Below are 15,669 nucleotides of genomic sequence, written 5' to 3'. Positions count from 1 at the left end.
GTTAAGGGTACCGGTGGTTGCCATGGCAGTTGGAGATAAAGTTACCATCAGTGTTATCAAGGCGGACATCGGCGGTTGGCCGGGGCACTCAAGGGTTCATCCCCAGCTGGTAGAGACCGCCGAGGAAGTTCTTTCAAAGGCCGTTGAGGAGGGAACCCTCATCGACTTCTACGTCGCCACCTGCGGCGATGACCTTCAGCTCATCATGACCCACAAGAAGGGCGTTGACAGCCCGGAGGTGCACGGCCTCGCTTGGAAGGCCTTTGAAGAGGCGACCAAGGTCGCCAAGGAGCTTGGCCTCTACGGTGCCGGCCAGGACCTTCTCAAGGATGCCTTCAGCGGCAACGTGAGGGGAATGGGACCGGGAGTTGCCGAGATGGAGATAACCCTCAGGAAGAGCGAGCCGATCGTTACCTTCCACATGGACAAGACCGAGCCTGGAGCGTTCAATCTGCCCATATTCAGGATGTTTGCGGACCCGTTCAACACCGCCGGCCTTGTCATCGATCCGAACATGCACATGGGCTTCCGCTTTGAGGTCTGGGACATCCTCAAGCACAAGCGCGTCATCCTCAACACCCCGGAGGAAGTCTACGACCTCCTTGCGCTCATCGGCGCCAAGAGTAGGTACGTCATCAAGAGGGTCTACCCCAAGGAGGGCCACAAGATAGCCAAGGACGAGCCGGTTGCGGTAGTAAGCACCGAGAAGCTCTACGAGATAGCCGGCGAATACGTTGGAAAAGACGATCCGGTAGCGATAGTCAGGGCCCAGAGCGGTCTTCCCGCCCTCGGTGAGGTTCTTGAGCCCTTCGCCTTCCCGCACCTCGTCAGCGGCTGGATGAGGGGTTCACACAACGGTCCAGTGATGCCCGTCCCGATGCACCAGGCCAACCCGACAAGGTTTGACGGCCCGCCGAGGGTTGTGGCTCTCGGCTGGCAGATCAGCCCCGAAGGAAAGCTCGTTGGTCCGGTTGACCTCTTCGACGATCCAGCTTTCGACGGTGCCAGGCAGAAGGCCGTTGAGATAGCCGAGTACATTCGCAGACACGGTCCCTTCGAGCCGCACAGGCTCCCGCTCGAGGACATGGAGTACACGACCCTTCCGGGCGTTCTGAAGAGGCTTGAGGACAGGTTCGAGAAGATCGAGTGATGCCCTCTTTCTCCCTTCGATTTTTGTGAAGGCTCCTAAAACGGTAACTGCTTTATACCCCCTTCGCCTATTTAATAGGCAGGATCCGATCGGAAGCCTTAAATATTCTTCAACAAAGACCTAACACTCGGAGTGATACATGGGGGGATAGGTATGAAGTTCACGGTGTTGCACCTCAGGCTCGATGAGAGAAAAGTCCAAAGCGAAGAAATTGAGAAGGGGGATGTTTACGGTGTCATCGACTACGGTATTGAAATCCACGAGAACCTCGGCACTCACAGTGTAGACCCGTATGATCCCAGGAACGTCGTGATCATGGGTATGGGGCCCTTCTCGGGTTCGATCCTTCCTGGAGCGCACAGGCTCATGTTCTTCTTCCGCTCGCCGCTCTACGGAACGCTGTTTCCTTCCGCCATGGGCGGTGCCGCCTACGCCTTCAAGAACGTCGGAGTTGACTTTGTGACCTTTGAGGGCAAAGCAGAAAAGCCGGTTGTGGTCATCCTCTACAACGACGGTTCTAATGTAAACGTCGAGCTCCATGAGATTGAGCTTGAGAAGCTCATTGAGATATGGCGGGATTACAAAGGTGAAGAAGGTGTCTACGCCCTTACCCAGTACCTCATAGACACCTTCGGTGAGAGATTCGACTTTGAATACCGCGTTGCCGTCGTGGGGCCGGCCGCACTGAACAGCAACTATGGAGCGATATTCTCTCAGACCCTTAGGAGGGGCAAGCGTGTCGAGGGAAGCGAGGACTGGGCCGCTCGTGGAGGCTCCGGAAGCGTCCTCCTCAGAGCACACAACGTCGTCGGCATAATCTTCGGCGGAAAGCCGAGGAAGAGAGCCTTCCCTGGCGAGGACATCTCCTCCTTCAGAACCGCCAAGGGGATCGTTGAGGGCGTCCACAAGAAGCCATACAACGACGTCATAGCGGAAAAGACCGTCAAGTACAAGTACAACCCAAAACTGAAGACCGGCGGAACCTTCGGAGGAAACTACCCTGCCGAGGGCGATTTTGTTCCGATCCTCAACTGGGGGATGCCATACATCGAGAAGGAGGAGCGCATAAAGATCCACGAGGCTATAATGAAGCACTACTGGGAGCCCTTCAACAAAGAGGCGATAGAGACCAAGAACTGGACGAACTGCGGTGAGCCCTGTCCTGTCGTATGCAAGAAGTACGCCAACGGCCACCACATCGAGTATGAGCCGAGGGAGGCCAACGGCCCTCTCAGCGGCGTGATAACCCTCCGTGCCAGTGATATAAGCGTCCCAGCGGTTGATGCGATGGGCTTCGACGCCATAGAGTTCGGCGGAACTGCGGCGTGGGTTCTTGAGCTTGTCCACCGCGGCATACTCAAGCCGGAGGAGGTTGGACTGAGCGACAAGCCCGACTTCACGAAGGAAGCCCTCATTGAGAGGCCCGTCGAAGCGAGCGAGAAGAACGCTAAGCTGGTTGCCGAGCTTGCCCATAGAGTAGCTTTTGGAGAAAACGAGATAGCCAAGATAATCGGCCTCGGAAAGAGGAAGGCGAGCGTCATCCTCGACGAGAAGTTCAAGGACAGGCTTAAGTACGGGGAAAGCTTCAAGGACTACGCAGTTTTCACCCCGCTCGGCGAGGACGGTGAGATGACGCCGACGATGTACTGGGCGATTGGAAACTACATCCCGCTCCCGATACAGGGCCGCTACTGGACTTTCTATCAATTCGGCGTCTTCCTTGAGCCCGAGGAGCTTGCCCAGAAGATTATCGCGAGCGCCCTCTGGGAGTTCTGGTACGACAACGTCGGCTGGTGCCGCTTCCACCGCGGCTGGATGAAGCCAGTCCTCAAGGCGCTCTTCATGGAGGCCTACGGTGAGAACGTCGACATGGAGGAGCACGCAAGGAAGCAGATAAAGAGGCTCATAGAGTTCGCGAAGAAAGCAGGCTACACGCCGGTGTTCTGGGACAGCATGCGCGTCATCGACCTCGTTGCGAGGGGAAGCGAGGAGTTCGGAAACGAACACTGGGCCGGGAAGTTCAAGATAGATAAAGTAGGTACCGCAAAGGAGTACCTCGAGAGGGTGCTCGATGCCTACAGCGAGGCCCTTGGGGTGGAGTGGAGGCTCTGAATATTTTTACCTCTCGATACCCTTATATTTCTCCCATCCTTTGACCTTCCAGGTGGTAGAATGAGGGCAGTGGTAATCGGCTCTGGAATCGGTGGACTTTTGACGGCTGGCTTTCTGGCCAAGAACGGTTACGATGTCACGGTTCTTGAGAAGGCACCCTATACAGGCGGCCGCTTCACCAATCTGGAATATAAGGGCTTTGGGCTCTCGACGGGAGCCTTCCACATGGTTCCTCACGGAGAGAACGGGCCACTGGCGCACCTACTCGAACTCCTCGGTGCGAACGTCACGATAGTGAACTCGGATCCAAAGGGGATAATATTCTACGAGGGCAGGCTCCTCCACTACCGCGACGGCTGGAAGTACCTTGGCTGGAGGGAAAAGGCCAGGGCTATGAAGCTCCTCGCGGACGTAAAGAGAAACAAGCTTCCGAGGGGAGAAGAGGCAGAGATGAGCGGGAGGGAATGGATCCGGGGGAGGATAGGGGACAACGAGTTCACGGATCTCTTCATAAAGAGCTTCCTCGGCTGGGCCGACAGCGTCCTCGACGTTCCAGCGGGAGAGCTGGCTAGGGAGATCAAAGCGGCCCTGAAGTGGGGCGGCCCTGGGCTGGTGAAGGGCGGCTGTAAGGCGCTAACCGATGAGCTTGCGAGAATTGTAGTGGAGAACGGTGGAAAGATTCTGACGCGGAAGAAGGTCGTTGAAATTGATGCCGAGGCAAAGAAGGTCCTAACGGCCGACAGCGAGGAGTTTCCGTACGACGTGCTGATTTCCAACATCGGAATCAAGGAGACCGTGGGGCTGATAGGCAGAGAAAACTTCGACCGCGACTACCTCAAAAAAGTGGATTCCCTGAAGCCGAGCGAGGGGATAAAATACAACGTCGCCCTGAGAGGTGGATCAAGGGTGGGCAACACCGTTGTCTTCACCCTCGACACGGAGAGGATAAACGGCTACAACGAGCCGACCTCGATAAGCCCTGAACTCGCTCCAGAAGGTTACGCGCTGATAATGCTCCACCACGCGCTCCAGAGCCGGAACGTTAAGGCGGAGCAGAAGAAGGGAATTGACGACATCTACAGAATCTTCCCAAACCTTGACAAAGAGGGAGAGATTCTGCTCATCCAGACCTATCTCGACGGGAACCCCGTCAACAGGGTCGCCAGCGGACAGGCCGTTGAGGAATTTCCGGTTGAGAACGTCTACGTCGTCGGCGACGCCTACAAACTCCCGGGCGGAATAGAGGTCGAAGGTATTGCCCTGGGCGTTATGAGAACCCTTGAGAAACTGGGATTGGGGAATTTCTCTGAATGGTACCTGTGAACGCCCTTCTCCTTTACATTTGCAAAACTGGTGTGGGCTACACCGAACCTTTTTCTAATGAACACCTCAGGCACCTAACGAACGTTTTTATGCCCTTAAACTGAGCTGTTCATCGGGAGGTGAGGTTAATGAAGAAAAGGGTGGTTATAGCGCTCGGCGGAAACGCCATACTCCAGCGAGGACAGAAGGGGACCTATGATGAGCAGATGGAGAACGTCCGGAAGACCGCTAAGCAGATCGTTGACATAATACTCGATAACGATTACGAGGTTGTCATTACCCACGGCAACGGACCGCAGGTCGGTGCCCTGCTCCTCCACATGGACGCCGGGCAGAGCGTCCATGGAATTCCGGCTCAGCCGATGGACGTTGCCGGGGCCATGACCCAGGGGCAGATCGGTTACATGATCCAGCAGGCCATAGCAAACGAGCTCAGGAGGAGGGGCGTTGAAAAGCCCGTTGCAACCATTGTTACCCAGACCATCGTTGACAAAAACGACCCAGCTTTCCAGAACCCGAGCAAGCCGGTAGGTCCCTTCTACGACGAGGAAACGGCGAAAAGGCTTGCGAAGGAGAAGGGCTGGACGGTGATAGAGGACGCTGGAAGGGGATGGAGGCGCGTTGTTCCGAGCCCCGACCCGAAGGGACACGTGGAGGCTCCCGTCATAGTTGACCTCGTGGAAAAGGGGTTCATAGTGATAGCAAGCGGTGGTGGAGGCGTTCCAGTCATCGAGGAGGGAGGCCAGCTTAAGGGCGTTGAGGCTGTGATAGACAAAGACCTCGCGGGCGAGAGGCTTGCGGAGGAGGTCAACGCGGATATCTTCATGATCCTGACCGACGTGAACGGTGCGGCGGTGAACTACGGGAAACCCGACGAGAAGTGGCTTGGCGAGGTGACAGTTGAGGATCTGAAGCGCTATTATGAGGAGGGTCACTTCAAGAAGGGTAGCATGGGGCCGAAGGTTCTAGCGGCGATAAGGTTCGTCGAGTGGGGCGGGGAAAGGGCTGTTATAGCCTCCCTCGATAGGGCTGTTGAGGCCCTCGAAGGGAAGACCGGAACCCAGGTAGTTAGGGGCTGATCCTTCCTTTGCCCGCTATATTTTCTATGTATCCCTATATGTCCTATATTGCTGACTATATTTTACTGCGGCAAGATATTTATAGATGCCCCCTCAGCCTTCTCCGGTGAGGCTGATGGACCCATGGTTGCTGGTGACGATAGCAGTGGGCTTTTCAATGGCCTGGGCAATAGGTGCCAACGACGCGGCTAATTCGATGAGCACCGCGGTTGGTGCCAAGGCAATAACTCCGAAGCAGGCTGTCGTGATAGCTGGAGTCCTTGAGTTCACAGGTGCCTACTTCTTTGGAAAGAGCGTTACCGAGACTATACGGAAAGGGATCATAGACCCCGCCAAGATAGCGGATCCGAACGTTCTGATATACGGTTCAGTGGCCGCTCTGCTGGCCGCGACCCTCTGGCTGGTCATAGCGACGAAGTTCGGCCTTCCCGTGTCGACCACTCATTCGATCATCGGTGGGATAGTGGGTTATGGAATAGTCTACGCTGGAGCGTCAATAGTCAACTGGACCCGGATGACCCAGGTCGTCCTCAGCTGGATACTCTCCCCAATAATCGGCGCCATAATCGCCTACCTAGTCTTCAAGACGTTCACGAAGAGCATCTTCGAGCGGAGAGACCCCGTTAGAAGTGCGAGAATATGGTCCCCCTTCTGGATAGGGCTGGCCTTCGTCGTCATTGGGACCATGTTCTACATGAAGGTTCTCCACGGGAAGGACCTCAGAGTGGGGATAGTTCATTACGGAATTCCCGTGGGGATTGTGATTTTTGCGATAACCTACTTCCTCGTAAGGCTCCGCTTCCCAAGTAGCGACCCGTTCATTGGGGTTGAGGCCATATTCAAGAAAGCCCAGGTCATAACATCTGGCTACGTAGCCCTTGCCCACGGTGCCAACGACGTTGCAAACGCGATAGGTCCAGTCGCGGCAGTTTACGCCGTGGCCACTATGGGGATGACCGGGATGAAGGTTCCTGTTCCAAGATGGATCCTGGCAATGGGCGGCCTTGGCATAGCGGTTGGAGTTGCCACCTACGGCTACCGCGTCATGGAGACCGTCGGCAAGAAAATAACCGAACTTACCAACACGCGCGGCTTCACCATAGATTTCTCCGCCGCCACCGTTGTGCTAGTGGCGAGCTGGCTGGGGCTTCCAATCTCGACAACCCACGTTGTCGTTGGTGCCGTCATAGGCGTTGGGCTCGCCAGGGGAGTAAAGGCAATAAACAAGGATATCGTTAGGGACATAATAATCTCCTGGTTCGTTACGGTTCCGGTCGCGGCCGTAATAAGCGCGATCATATTCGAAGTCCTCATGTTCGTGGGGTGATACCATGCAGGTGTGGACCAAACTCTTTGCGAAGAGTCCGTTTAAACCCTTGATAAAGCACGCGGAAGTGGTCATCCAGACCGTTGAGACCCTTGAGAGGGCCCTCCGGGCCTGGTACGAGGGCGACTATGAGAAGATGAAGAAGCTCGCAGTTGAGGTAGATAGGCTTGAAGACGTTGCCGACAGGATAAAAGAGGAGATAAGGGATTCTCTAAGCTCGAGGCTCATGATGGCCGTCGCGAGGGAGGACGTTCTCATATACCTCCACATGCAGGATAAGGTGGCGGATGCGGCAGAGGACACTGCAAAGTGGCTCCTGATAAAGCGCCCGAGGGCGATCCCCCTCGAGATCAAGGAGATCGTACTGAATATGGGGACGGAGAGCATTAAGGCGGCAAAGCTCGTCTACGAGGCGATAGTGCAGATGGACCGGGTGATCGAGAGCGGCTTCTCCGAATCGGAGATCGAAAAGGAGTACAAAATAATCCACGAGATAGAGGGCGTCGAGAGCAGGATAGACGGCCTTGACACGGAACTCATGAGAACCGTTTTTGAGAGGGAAGACGAGCTCACGTGGGGCGATGGAACCTACATACTGAACGTTGCCAGAACCCTCAGCAACATCTCAGATAAGGCCAAAGACGCCGCCGAGAGGATACGGCTGATGATGAACAAGTGAGCGCTGGCATCTGTTTTATCGGCTTTATTCCTTCCCTCACCTTTATGATAATGGCTTTGGGATAAATTTATAATTCCCTGTGGTCATTTTTACTGCGAGGATAGTTAGTTATGAGTGGGGGAGTGGGAATGAGTCGAGGGAGTGTCGTCCTTTTAGTCAGCTTGCTCCTTGTGGTCCTCGTAGCCGGATGCATGGGGGGAGGAAACTTCGTTTACTCAAAGGGCAAGATGATCGGACCGCATAAGGAGCTCAGGTACTCCTTTAGGGGATCGGTGGACTTGGAGGTTAAGGTCTCCGGAAGCGGCCCGTTTACCCTCCTGATAGCCTCCCCTGACGGATCACGGGAGATTTTTGAGAAAGAGAACGTTACGGAGGTTAAGGAGACCGTGAAGCTCCCCGAGGGTTCTTGGAATGTTGTCATCAGGAACGAGGGCAACAGCCCCATAAAGCTCGACATAAGCCTCCGTGGCAAATGACGGCTTAATCCCTTTTCTATCATTTCACGAAGAATCGGACTGAAACTTGGAAAGAGAAAGGAGCCGTGAGAAAGAACCTCAGATGGCTATCATCGTTGATGTCATCTGGATCTCGGGCATGCGCCTTATCTTTTCTGTGATGAACTGGTCAAAGTCTTTGAGCGTCTCGGTCTCAACCTTAACGACGAGGTCGTACTCCCCGTAGACCACGTAGGCCTCCTTAACTTCCGGCATGGCCAGAAGCTTCTCCATGACTTCCCTTTCCTTTCCAGCGGCCGTAACCATCAAAATAAAAGCCGTCACCATTGGCTATCACCAAAAGTATTTTATTCGAGGGGGTATTTAAGCTTATCGAGGCCTATGTTCGAACACCTGATACCAGGGGCAGTGTTGGAGGAGTTTTCGAAGGATCTGGAGCGGATTGGGGTCGGTGAACTCTCCCCGCTCTCGAAAGGGACTACCAGCGTGGTGTTTAGGGCAAAAATGGGTGAAAAAAACGTCATAATTAAGCTCCAGAGACCGGATTCCCCGAGGTCGAACTTCGCAAGGGAAGCGGATATAATAAGGGCCTTGGAGCCGTTTGGAATAACGCCCCCCCTCGTTGCGTACGGGAAGTTCGGGAGCCTTGAGTACATCATCCGGGAGTTCGCGGAGGGCGAGATTATCCTCCACGCGGATCTAAAAAAACGCCACCTCTTTGAAATAGTGGAGAAAACTGCCCTTCTCGACCGATTGGGACTCGACCATGGTCAGATCCAGGGCGGGAAGCACATAATAGTGGGCGATCGGATTTTCCTCATAGACTTCGAGAAGGCCAACTGGAGGAAGCCGAAGAACCTGACCTCAGCTGTGGCCATGATCTTCCTCAGCGATAACACCATCTCCAAGCGCGTCAGAGAGAAGTTTGGGATCGATGTGGATTTTCTGGAGCGGATGAAGAAAGAAGTGCGGGTTTACAAGAATACGGGGAAGGTCTCAGGACTTCTGCGCGTTCTTTCCAGTCTTTAGCCTGTCTGCGTAGAGCGCTAGGAGCGGAACCGCTACCGCTAGGACTATCAATCCTGCCCTGGGATCCCAGAGGTAGTCGAACCCGAGAATCACGGCTATCGCTATACCCGTCATCAGAAACAGATCCCTGTCGTAGAGCCTGGACTTCGCGAGGATGTTCTGCTCCCTGGCAACGTAAGCCAGGTACGAGGGTATCCCCAGTGCTGAGAAAACTACCCCCCAGTATGTTTTGAATAGGAGTGCAAAGACTATGCCGGTCGTGAATATCACTGCCACGGCTGTGGTTTCCCTCATGTTCCCACCTCCGAGGGGTTAGCCTTAAATACTTTTAAGCCTCTCTATGAGTTGGGTGATACCGTTATGAGCAGTATCGAATGGAATGAGGAGACCTTTTCTAAGTTTGCCTACCTCGGCGACCCGAGGGTAAGGGGAAGCAAAGTTGCCTACGTTCTGACGAAGGTCAACGTGAAGGAGGACAAGTACGAGAGCACCATCGTTGTTGAAGACCTTGAAACCGGCGCCAGGAGTTTTATCGAGAACGCCTCGATGCCGAGGATTTCTCCCGATGACAAAAAGCTCGCCTTCATACGCTCCAACGAGGAGAAGAAGGAGAGCGAGATATGGGTTGCCGACTTGGGAACCCTCAGCGCGAAGAAAGTCCTCTCGGCAAAAAACATCCGCTCGGTCCAGTGGAACGACGACTCGAGGAGACTCCTCGTTGTGGGCTTCAAGAGGAGGGACGACGAGGACTTTGTATTTGATGACGACGTTCCAGTATGGTTCGACAACATGGGCTTCCTCGATGGCGAGAAAACAACCTTCTGGATACTCGACACTGAAAGTGAAGAAATCCTTGAGGAGTTCGAGAAGCCGCGCTTTTCCAGTGGCATATGGCACGGCGATACCATTGTTGTCAACGTCCCGCACAGGGAGGGAAGCAAGCCGGCCCTCTTCAAGTTCTGGGACATCTACCTCTGGAAGGACTGTGAGGAGGAAAAGCTCTTCGAGAGGGTATCCTTTGAGGCAGTTGACTCCGACGGAAAAACCATCCTCCTCCGCGGGAAGAGGGAGAAGAAGTTCATGAGCGAGCACGACTGGCTTTACCTCTGGGACGGTGAACTCAAACCAGTCTACGAAGGCCCGCTTGACACCGGAAGTGCGAAGCTCGATAACGGTAAGGTCTACTTCACCGTTCCTGATGCCGGCAGGGTGAACCTCTATCTCTGGGATGGAGAAGCTAAACCCATCATCGTGGGAGACCACTGGATAATGGGCTTCGACGTTCACGATGGCAGAGTTGCCCTCCTCATCGAGACGGCCACACGCTTAAGGGAGCTGTACCTCTACGACGGCGAGCTGAAGCAGCTGACCGACTACAACGGGCCTATCTTTGAAAAGCTGAAGACCTTTGAGCCGAGACCCTTCAGGTTTAAGAGCAAGGACCTCGAGATAGACGGCTGGTACATCAAGCCCGAACTAAAAGATGACGAGAAGGCTCCGGTAATAGTCTTCGTCCACGGCGGGCCGAAGGGAATGTACGGCCACTACTTCAAGTACGAGATGCAGCTGATGGCGAGCAAGGGATATTATGTGCTCTTCGTGAACCCGCGTGGGAGCGACGGCTACGATGAGGACTTTGCCTTGAGAGTTCTCGAAAGGACTGGCTTGGAAGATTTCGAGGACATAATGACCGGAATAGAGGAGTTCCTCAAGCTCGAGCCTCAAGCGGATCGTGAGAGGGTCGGAATAACGGGCATAAGCTACGGCGGCTTTATGACCAACTGGGCGGTAACTCAGAGCGACCTCTTCAAAGCTGGAATAAGCGAGAACGGCATAAGCTACTGGCTCACCAGCCACGCGTTCTCCGATATCGGCCTCTGGTACGACGTTGAGGTTATTGGAGCAAACCCGCTTGAAAACGAGAACTACAGGAAGTTAAGCCCTCTCTTCTACGCGAAGAACGTTAAGGCTCCGCTCCTCCTCATCCACTCGCTTGAGGACTACCGCTGCCCGCTCGACCAAAGTCTGATGTTCTACAACGTGCTCAGGGACATGGGCAAGGAGGCCTACATTGCGATATTCAAGAGGGGAGCTCACGGCCACAGTATACGGGGGAAGCCGAAGCACAGGGCAAAGAGGTACAAGCTCTTCGTGGAGTTCTTCGAGAGGAAGCTGAAGAAGTATGAGGAAGGCTTTGACGTTGAGGAGATCTTGAAATCCTGATCTTTTCTATTCTTTTAGAGAAAGGCCTATATACACGTTGGTGTATCTTGATAAAGGTGATCCAACATCCACGGGAAGAAGCTACTGGTGCTGTTTGTTCTTGGCCTTTTGGTCCTCTCCCTCGGCTGTATTGGGGGAGGTGGAAGCGAAACCACTACCTCGAGCCCCTCTTCAACGACAACCCAGACGACGGCCCTTTCAACCACGTCGACAACCTCTACAACTCCCTCCGAAACGACCACTTCAAGCCATGTAACCACAACGTCGAGCCCTTCAACCACAGCCGTGGCCACCACTACGACCACGACCGTTCCAACCACTACTACGACCAGCGGGTCCGCCACTACGACTGCAACCACAACCTCGAGCCAAGTGGAAACCACCACTACGACAACAACCACCGCTACAACCACCACAACAAGCCCGATGGAGACCACTACAACTACCACGACCACTACCACAACGAGCCCGGTGGAAACTACAACGACGACTCCCCCGACCACCACAACTACCACCACTACGACAACAACCACCACTGCTGCCCCGTCAGCAATTACCGTCGCTGAGCTTTCTTCGGCAAGCGGGGAGGTTCATCTTAGGGTGGTCTGGTTCAGGCTCTACTACTCGAAGCCCAACTACCTGATGGAGGTCGGGGATGACACCGGAACCGTTAACCTGACCGTTGAAAGGTCCATTATCCCAAATCCTTCCAAGGCGGGCACGGGCAGTCTTCTTGATCTCACCGTTGACGCTGGGGCTTTGACGGTGCTAAACGTGTCCATCGTCGAGGCGGAGCCTTCCCCACTGCTCCACACTTCGGAGGTCACCTTCGATCGTATTGGGACGACCGCCGTTGTGGAGGGCAACGTCACGAACTTCCAGACCATAGGCTCAAACCTCAAGTTCGTTCTGGCTGACTCAACGGGCAACGTGACGATATTCATACCAGGCTCGGTTGCCTACGACCTGCCGCAGGATATAAAAGACGGCCTCACAAACGGTGTCTCAGTCAGGATAAGCGGCTACATAACGGAATACAGGGGGACGATAGAGATAATCCCCTACAGGCCGGAGTGCGTTGAGCTACTCTCCTGATACCATATTTTTTGCTTTTTTCGACTTTCTCGCCGAGGCGTGGTTACTGCTCTATTCACTTTTGCCTGGGGGCCAGTTTGGGACGTTTACGATGTCATGAAGTCATGTTGAATCCTGCCCATTTCTGCCCACCTTTGGATTCCTTCGACACGAAAATGTTAAAAGGGTCATCCATCAACCAACCTGCTACGTTAAATAATCGGAGGTACGCTTATGGCCGGCGAGAAGGAAGAGAAAAAGCTATATTATCACGGTTTAAAAGAGCAAAAGAAGCTCGACGTATCGAGACTGAAGTATCTTTCGCTTCTGCTGTCAGTGATTGGGGTCGCGGTTCTGCTAGTTGTCGCTCAGGGTGCACAGGCCCCTCTCATGGACGTGAAGGAAGTCACGGGCAACTACATGATGAACTACGCGGTTGTAAGGCTCAGCGGAACTGTCGCGAGCGTTCCCTACGTCTCCGAATCAGGCGGCAAGCTCTCTCTGACGTTTACGATAGACGATGGAACGGGGCAGATGGACGTTAGGGTCTACTCACCGCTCGCTGATGAGATGATCGAGAGGGGGATGGTTCCATTCCCCGGGGACAACGTCACTGCTGAGGTGCAGCTGCGCGTTAGGGAGACCTACACATACGCCATGCTCCAGTACCTTGAGGGACTCAAGTTCAACAGTAAGCTCTACTCCGAGAATCCCGAGACGGTTAAGGAGCTAACTGAAAACATGAGCAACACCTACGTTGCCGTGCAGGGCATCGTTACAGCTCTCTCCAACGTCAGCTCTGGCTATCTCTTAACCGTGGATACCGGACTCGCCCCAGTTACGGTCCTCATACCGAGAGTCCTCCTCATCAAAAACAACGTCTCAGTAAAAGTCGGGGACACCGTTTACGCGCCCGGCATCGTCTACCTCTACAAGGGAACCTCCCCTGAAATCGTCGTCAGGTCCCTTGAGCAGTTTAACGTAACGCCGATAGAGAGCGCGCCGCTCGTTCCTCTAGCTGAGGCCTCGGGCTACGTTGGAATGGTCATGTCAGTCCAGGGCAACCTCACCGGCATATCATATGAGAACGGCCGCTACGTCATCACTTTAACGGATGGCGTCAACTACCTTGAAGTGCTCGTTCCTAGGGAAGTTCTGGCCAGCCTCAACCCGTTCGAGGTAGCGAGCGGAAGCCTTGTCAAGGCCGCCGGAAAGATGGGCGACGACGGCAGGCTCGTTGGAGCATACCTCAAAGCGGTCAAACCCGTTAATACTGAGTTCCTGCCCGTGGGAGTCCTGACGCCCGATATGAAGGGCACGATAGTTGCAGTCAGGGCCAACGTTGAGGAGGTTCAGAAGGTCGGTTCAAACCTCAAGCTGGTAATCAGCGATGGAACCGGAAGGATTGACGTCTTCATACCATCGGCCACTCTCAGGGAGCTGTCCAACGAGACGCTCTCTGGCCTCAAGGAAGGTCTCGGTGTTGAAGTTGCCGGCTACCTCGACGAGTACCGCGGCAGTCCGGAAATAGTCGTCTACACGGGAGAGGGAATAAAGGCCCTAGGAAGGCCGGTCAGCCCATCGGAGGTTCAGCTTCCGAAGGTTAAAGCTTCCGAGCTTGAAGGCTACACAGGAAAGCTCGTCGATTTCATCGGCACACTCCAGGGCCTCACCTACGCCAACGGAACCTACTACCTGAACGTCGATAATGTCACGGTCTCGATCTCAAGGGACGCTCTGATGGCCCTCAACCCGCTCGAAGCTGGCGATGGAAGCGTTCTGGTCATCAGGGCTCTCGTCAGAGATCCGGATCACCTCAAGGGAGAGTCCTTAACGGTACAAACGGCGGTTCCTCCGGTCCAGATGCGTCCGGACAGCGTTACCCCTGAGATGGTCGGCAGGGTGATAGTCGTTGCCGGCAGGGTCACAGACGTCGCGAACCTCAGCGGCAACCTCAAGATAACCCTTGGCAACCTCCCGGTGTTCGTGCCGAGAACCACCGCCGACGAGCTGACCTACGTCCCGCAGGAGGGCGACCTGGTCGAGATAGGCGGCTACGTTGAGCTCTACCGCGGCGAGCCGGAGGTTGTCGTCTTCCATCCCGAGGCGATCGGGAAGATCGAGCAGACCGGACCCGTTGAGGGCACCGTTTCAGACCTTAAGAGTGCCGTTGAACCGCTCCTCCTGACGGTTGCCTGGGACTCGATCTCCTACGAGAACGGTGAGTACTACCTCGCGGTTCACGACGACACCGGAAGCACGACCGTAACGGCGACGAAGGAGCTTCTCCCGAACCCGATTGAAGCGGCCACCGGAAGCATCCTCAGGATCGTCGTTGATCCGCTCTCGGGCAGTGCGACTTCCCTTGAAGTTGCGAATGCAGTTCAGCCGAAGCTCTACAGGACTGGAGACGTTACGCTCGACCTGAAGGGTGAAGTCATAGCCCTCAACGCGACGGCTGTTAAAGTTTCGACCGTTGGAAACAACCTCAAACTGACCCTTGACGATGGCAGTGGAAAGGTAACGGTCTTCATACCGAGCGGTGCGGGATTGAACATCACCGAAGGCGCTGTGGTGTACACGGCGGGCTACGTGGAAGAATACAGGGGTGCGCCGGAGCTCGTTGTGTACAATACAGAGGCGGTGAAGGTCGAGGGAGTGCCATCACAGGGAGGAGCCACTGAAACCGCAAAAGAAGTCACCGTTTCGGAGCTTTCATCTGCCACCGGCCAGGTGAACCTCACGGTCGTTTGGGAGGGGGTAGCCTACAAGAGCGGCTATTATATCGCTGTCAGTGACGACACAGGAAACGCCACTCTCTCGATCAGCCGCGAGCTCCTTCCGAACCCGTTCGAGGCTGGAACCGGCAGCAGGATAAGGATAACCTACGACGCCGACAGGAAGAAAGTAATCTCCCTCACCGTCGTCGAGGCCGTACCAGCGGAGTCTTACAAGACTGGAGCCGTCACTCTTGACCTCAAAGGCAGGACCGTTGTCGTAGAGGGCACCATCAAGGACGTCTATAACGGAAAGAGCTTCATCAAGCTCACGATAGACGACGGAAGCGGCGAGCTGGTGATCTTTATTCCAAAGAGCGTCGCCGGAGACCTCACCTTCAGCGAGGGGCAGAGGGTCAAGGTAGGGGGCTACGTTTCGGAGTACAGGGGTGCGGTTGAGGTCATACCGTACACCGCCGATGCCATCCAGGTGAGGTGATG

At 54.9% G+C, this 15,669-nt stretch carries 13 protein-coding genes; 11 read left to right on the top strand and 2 right to left on the bottom strand.

Annotated features, from left to right (window positions below; genetic code table 11):
* Positions 1-22: 22 nt before the first annotated feature.
* From fbp to A3L09_RS00260, 7 genes are all read left to right on the top strand, one after another.
* Positions 23-1,150: a fructose-1,6-bisphosphate aldolase/phosphatase gene (gene fbp / locus A3L09_RS00290; RefSeq protein ID WP_088857075.1), complete on the top strand. Its 1,128-nt coding sequence runs from the start codon at positions 23-25 to the stop codon at positions 1,148-1,150.
* 153 nt (positions 1,151-1,303) lie between these two features.
* Entirely contained in the window at positions 1,304-3,262 is a 1,959-nt protein-coding gene (gene gor, locus A3L09_RS00285) for a glyceraldehyde-3-phosphate:ferredoxin oxidoreductase (protein WP_088857074.1), read from the top strand.
* 60 nt (positions 3,263-3,322) lie between these two features.
* Complete coding sequence (locus A3L09_RS00280; RefSeq protein WP_088857073.1) at positions 3,323-4,585, top strand: phytoene desaturase family protein; 1,263 nt, start codon at positions 3,323-3,325, stop codon at positions 4,583-4,585.
* Between the two features lie 128 nt (positions 4,586-4,713).
* On the top strand, positions 4,714-5,664 hold the full coding sequence (gene arcC / locus A3L09_RS00275; RefSeq protein ID WP_088857072.1) for a carbamate kinase: 951 nt from the start codon (positions 4,714-4,716) through the stop codon (positions 5,662-5,664).
* Between the two features lie 115 nt (positions 5,665-5,779).
* Entirely contained in the window at positions 5,780-6,991 is a 1,212-nt protein-coding gene (locus tag A3L09_RS00270) for an inorganic phosphate transporter (RefSeq protein ID WP_088857071.1), read from the top strand.
* A 4-nt stretch (positions 6,992-6,995) separates the two neighbouring features.
* Positions 6,996-7,670: a TIGR00153 family protein gene (locus A3L09_RS00265; protein ID WP_088857070.1), complete on the top strand. Its 675-nt coding sequence runs from the start codon at positions 6,996-6,998 to the stop codon at positions 7,668-7,670.
* Positions 7,671-7,798: 128 nt separating this feature from the next.
* Positions 7,799-8,146, top strand: coding sequence for a hypothetical protein (locus tag A3L09_RS00260; RefSeq protein WP_088857069.1), 348 nt, complete (start codon positions 7,799-7,801; stop codon positions 8,144-8,146).
* A 78-nt stretch (positions 8,147-8,224) separates the two neighbouring features.
* On the opposite strand, the gene A3L09_RS00255 is transcribed toward A3L09_RS00260, so the two are convergent.
* Positions 8,225-8,452: an Lrp/AsnC family transcriptional regulator gene (locus A3L09_RS00255; RefSeq protein ID WP_088857068.1), complete on the bottom strand. Its 228-nt coding sequence runs from the start codon at positions 8,450-8,452 to the stop codon at positions 8,225-8,227.
* Between the two features lie 54 nt (positions 8,453-8,506).
* Here A3L09_RS00255 and A3L09_RS00250 point away from each other — a divergent pair, with 54 nt between their 5' ends.
* Entirely contained in the window at positions 8,507-9,154 is a 648-nt protein-coding gene (locus tag A3L09_RS00250; RefSeq protein WP_088857067.1) for a serine/threonine protein kinase, read from the top strand.
* On the opposite strand, the gene A3L09_RS00245 is transcribed toward A3L09_RS00250, so the two are convergent.
* Positions 9,122-9,448 (bottom strand): hypothetical protein, encoded by a 327-nt coding sequence (locus A3L09_RS00245; protein ID WP_088857066.1) that lies wholly within the window; start codon positions 9,446-9,448, stop codon positions 9,122-9,124. The two genes, A3L09_RS00250 and A3L09_RS00245, sit on opposite strands and share 33 nt — an antisense overlap.
* Before the next feature lie 66 nt (positions 9,449-9,514).
* Between A3L09_RS00245 and A3L09_RS00240 the strand changes: the two genes are divergently transcribed.
* The 3 genes from A3L09_RS00240 to A3L09_RS00225 all read left to right on the top strand — a co-directional run bounded on the left by A3L09_RS00240 (position 9,515) and on the right by A3L09_RS00225 (position 15,667).
* Positions 9,515-11,377: a S9 family peptidase gene (locus A3L09_RS00240; RefSeq protein WP_088857065.1), complete on the top strand. Its 1,863-nt coding sequence runs from the start codon at positions 9,515-9,517 to the stop codon at positions 11,375-11,377.
* A 426-nt stretch (positions 11,378-11,803) separates the two neighbouring features.
* Entirely contained in the window at positions 11,804-12,472 is a 669-nt protein-coding gene (locus tag A3L09_RS10920) for an OB-fold nucleic acid binding domain-containing protein (protein ID WP_198362276.1), read from the top strand.
* 213 nt (positions 12,473-12,685) lie between these two features.
* Positions 12,686-15,667, top strand: coding sequence for an OB-fold nucleic acid binding domain-containing protein (locus A3L09_RS00225; RefSeq protein WP_088857063.1), 2,982 nt, complete (start codon positions 12,686-12,688; stop codon positions 15,665-15,667).
* The last annotated feature ends 2 nt before the right edge of the window (positions 15,668-15,669 follow it).

Origin of the sequence: Thermococcus profundus (genome assembly GCF_002214585.1) — an archaeon.
In the GTDB taxonomy this organism is placed as follows: Archaea; Methanobacteriota_B; Thermococci; order Thermococcales; family Thermococcaceae; genus Thermococcus; species Thermococcus profundus.
The sequence above is the reverse complement of the archived record's forward strand: the minus strand, read 5'-3'. Positions and strand labels throughout refer to the sequence as shown.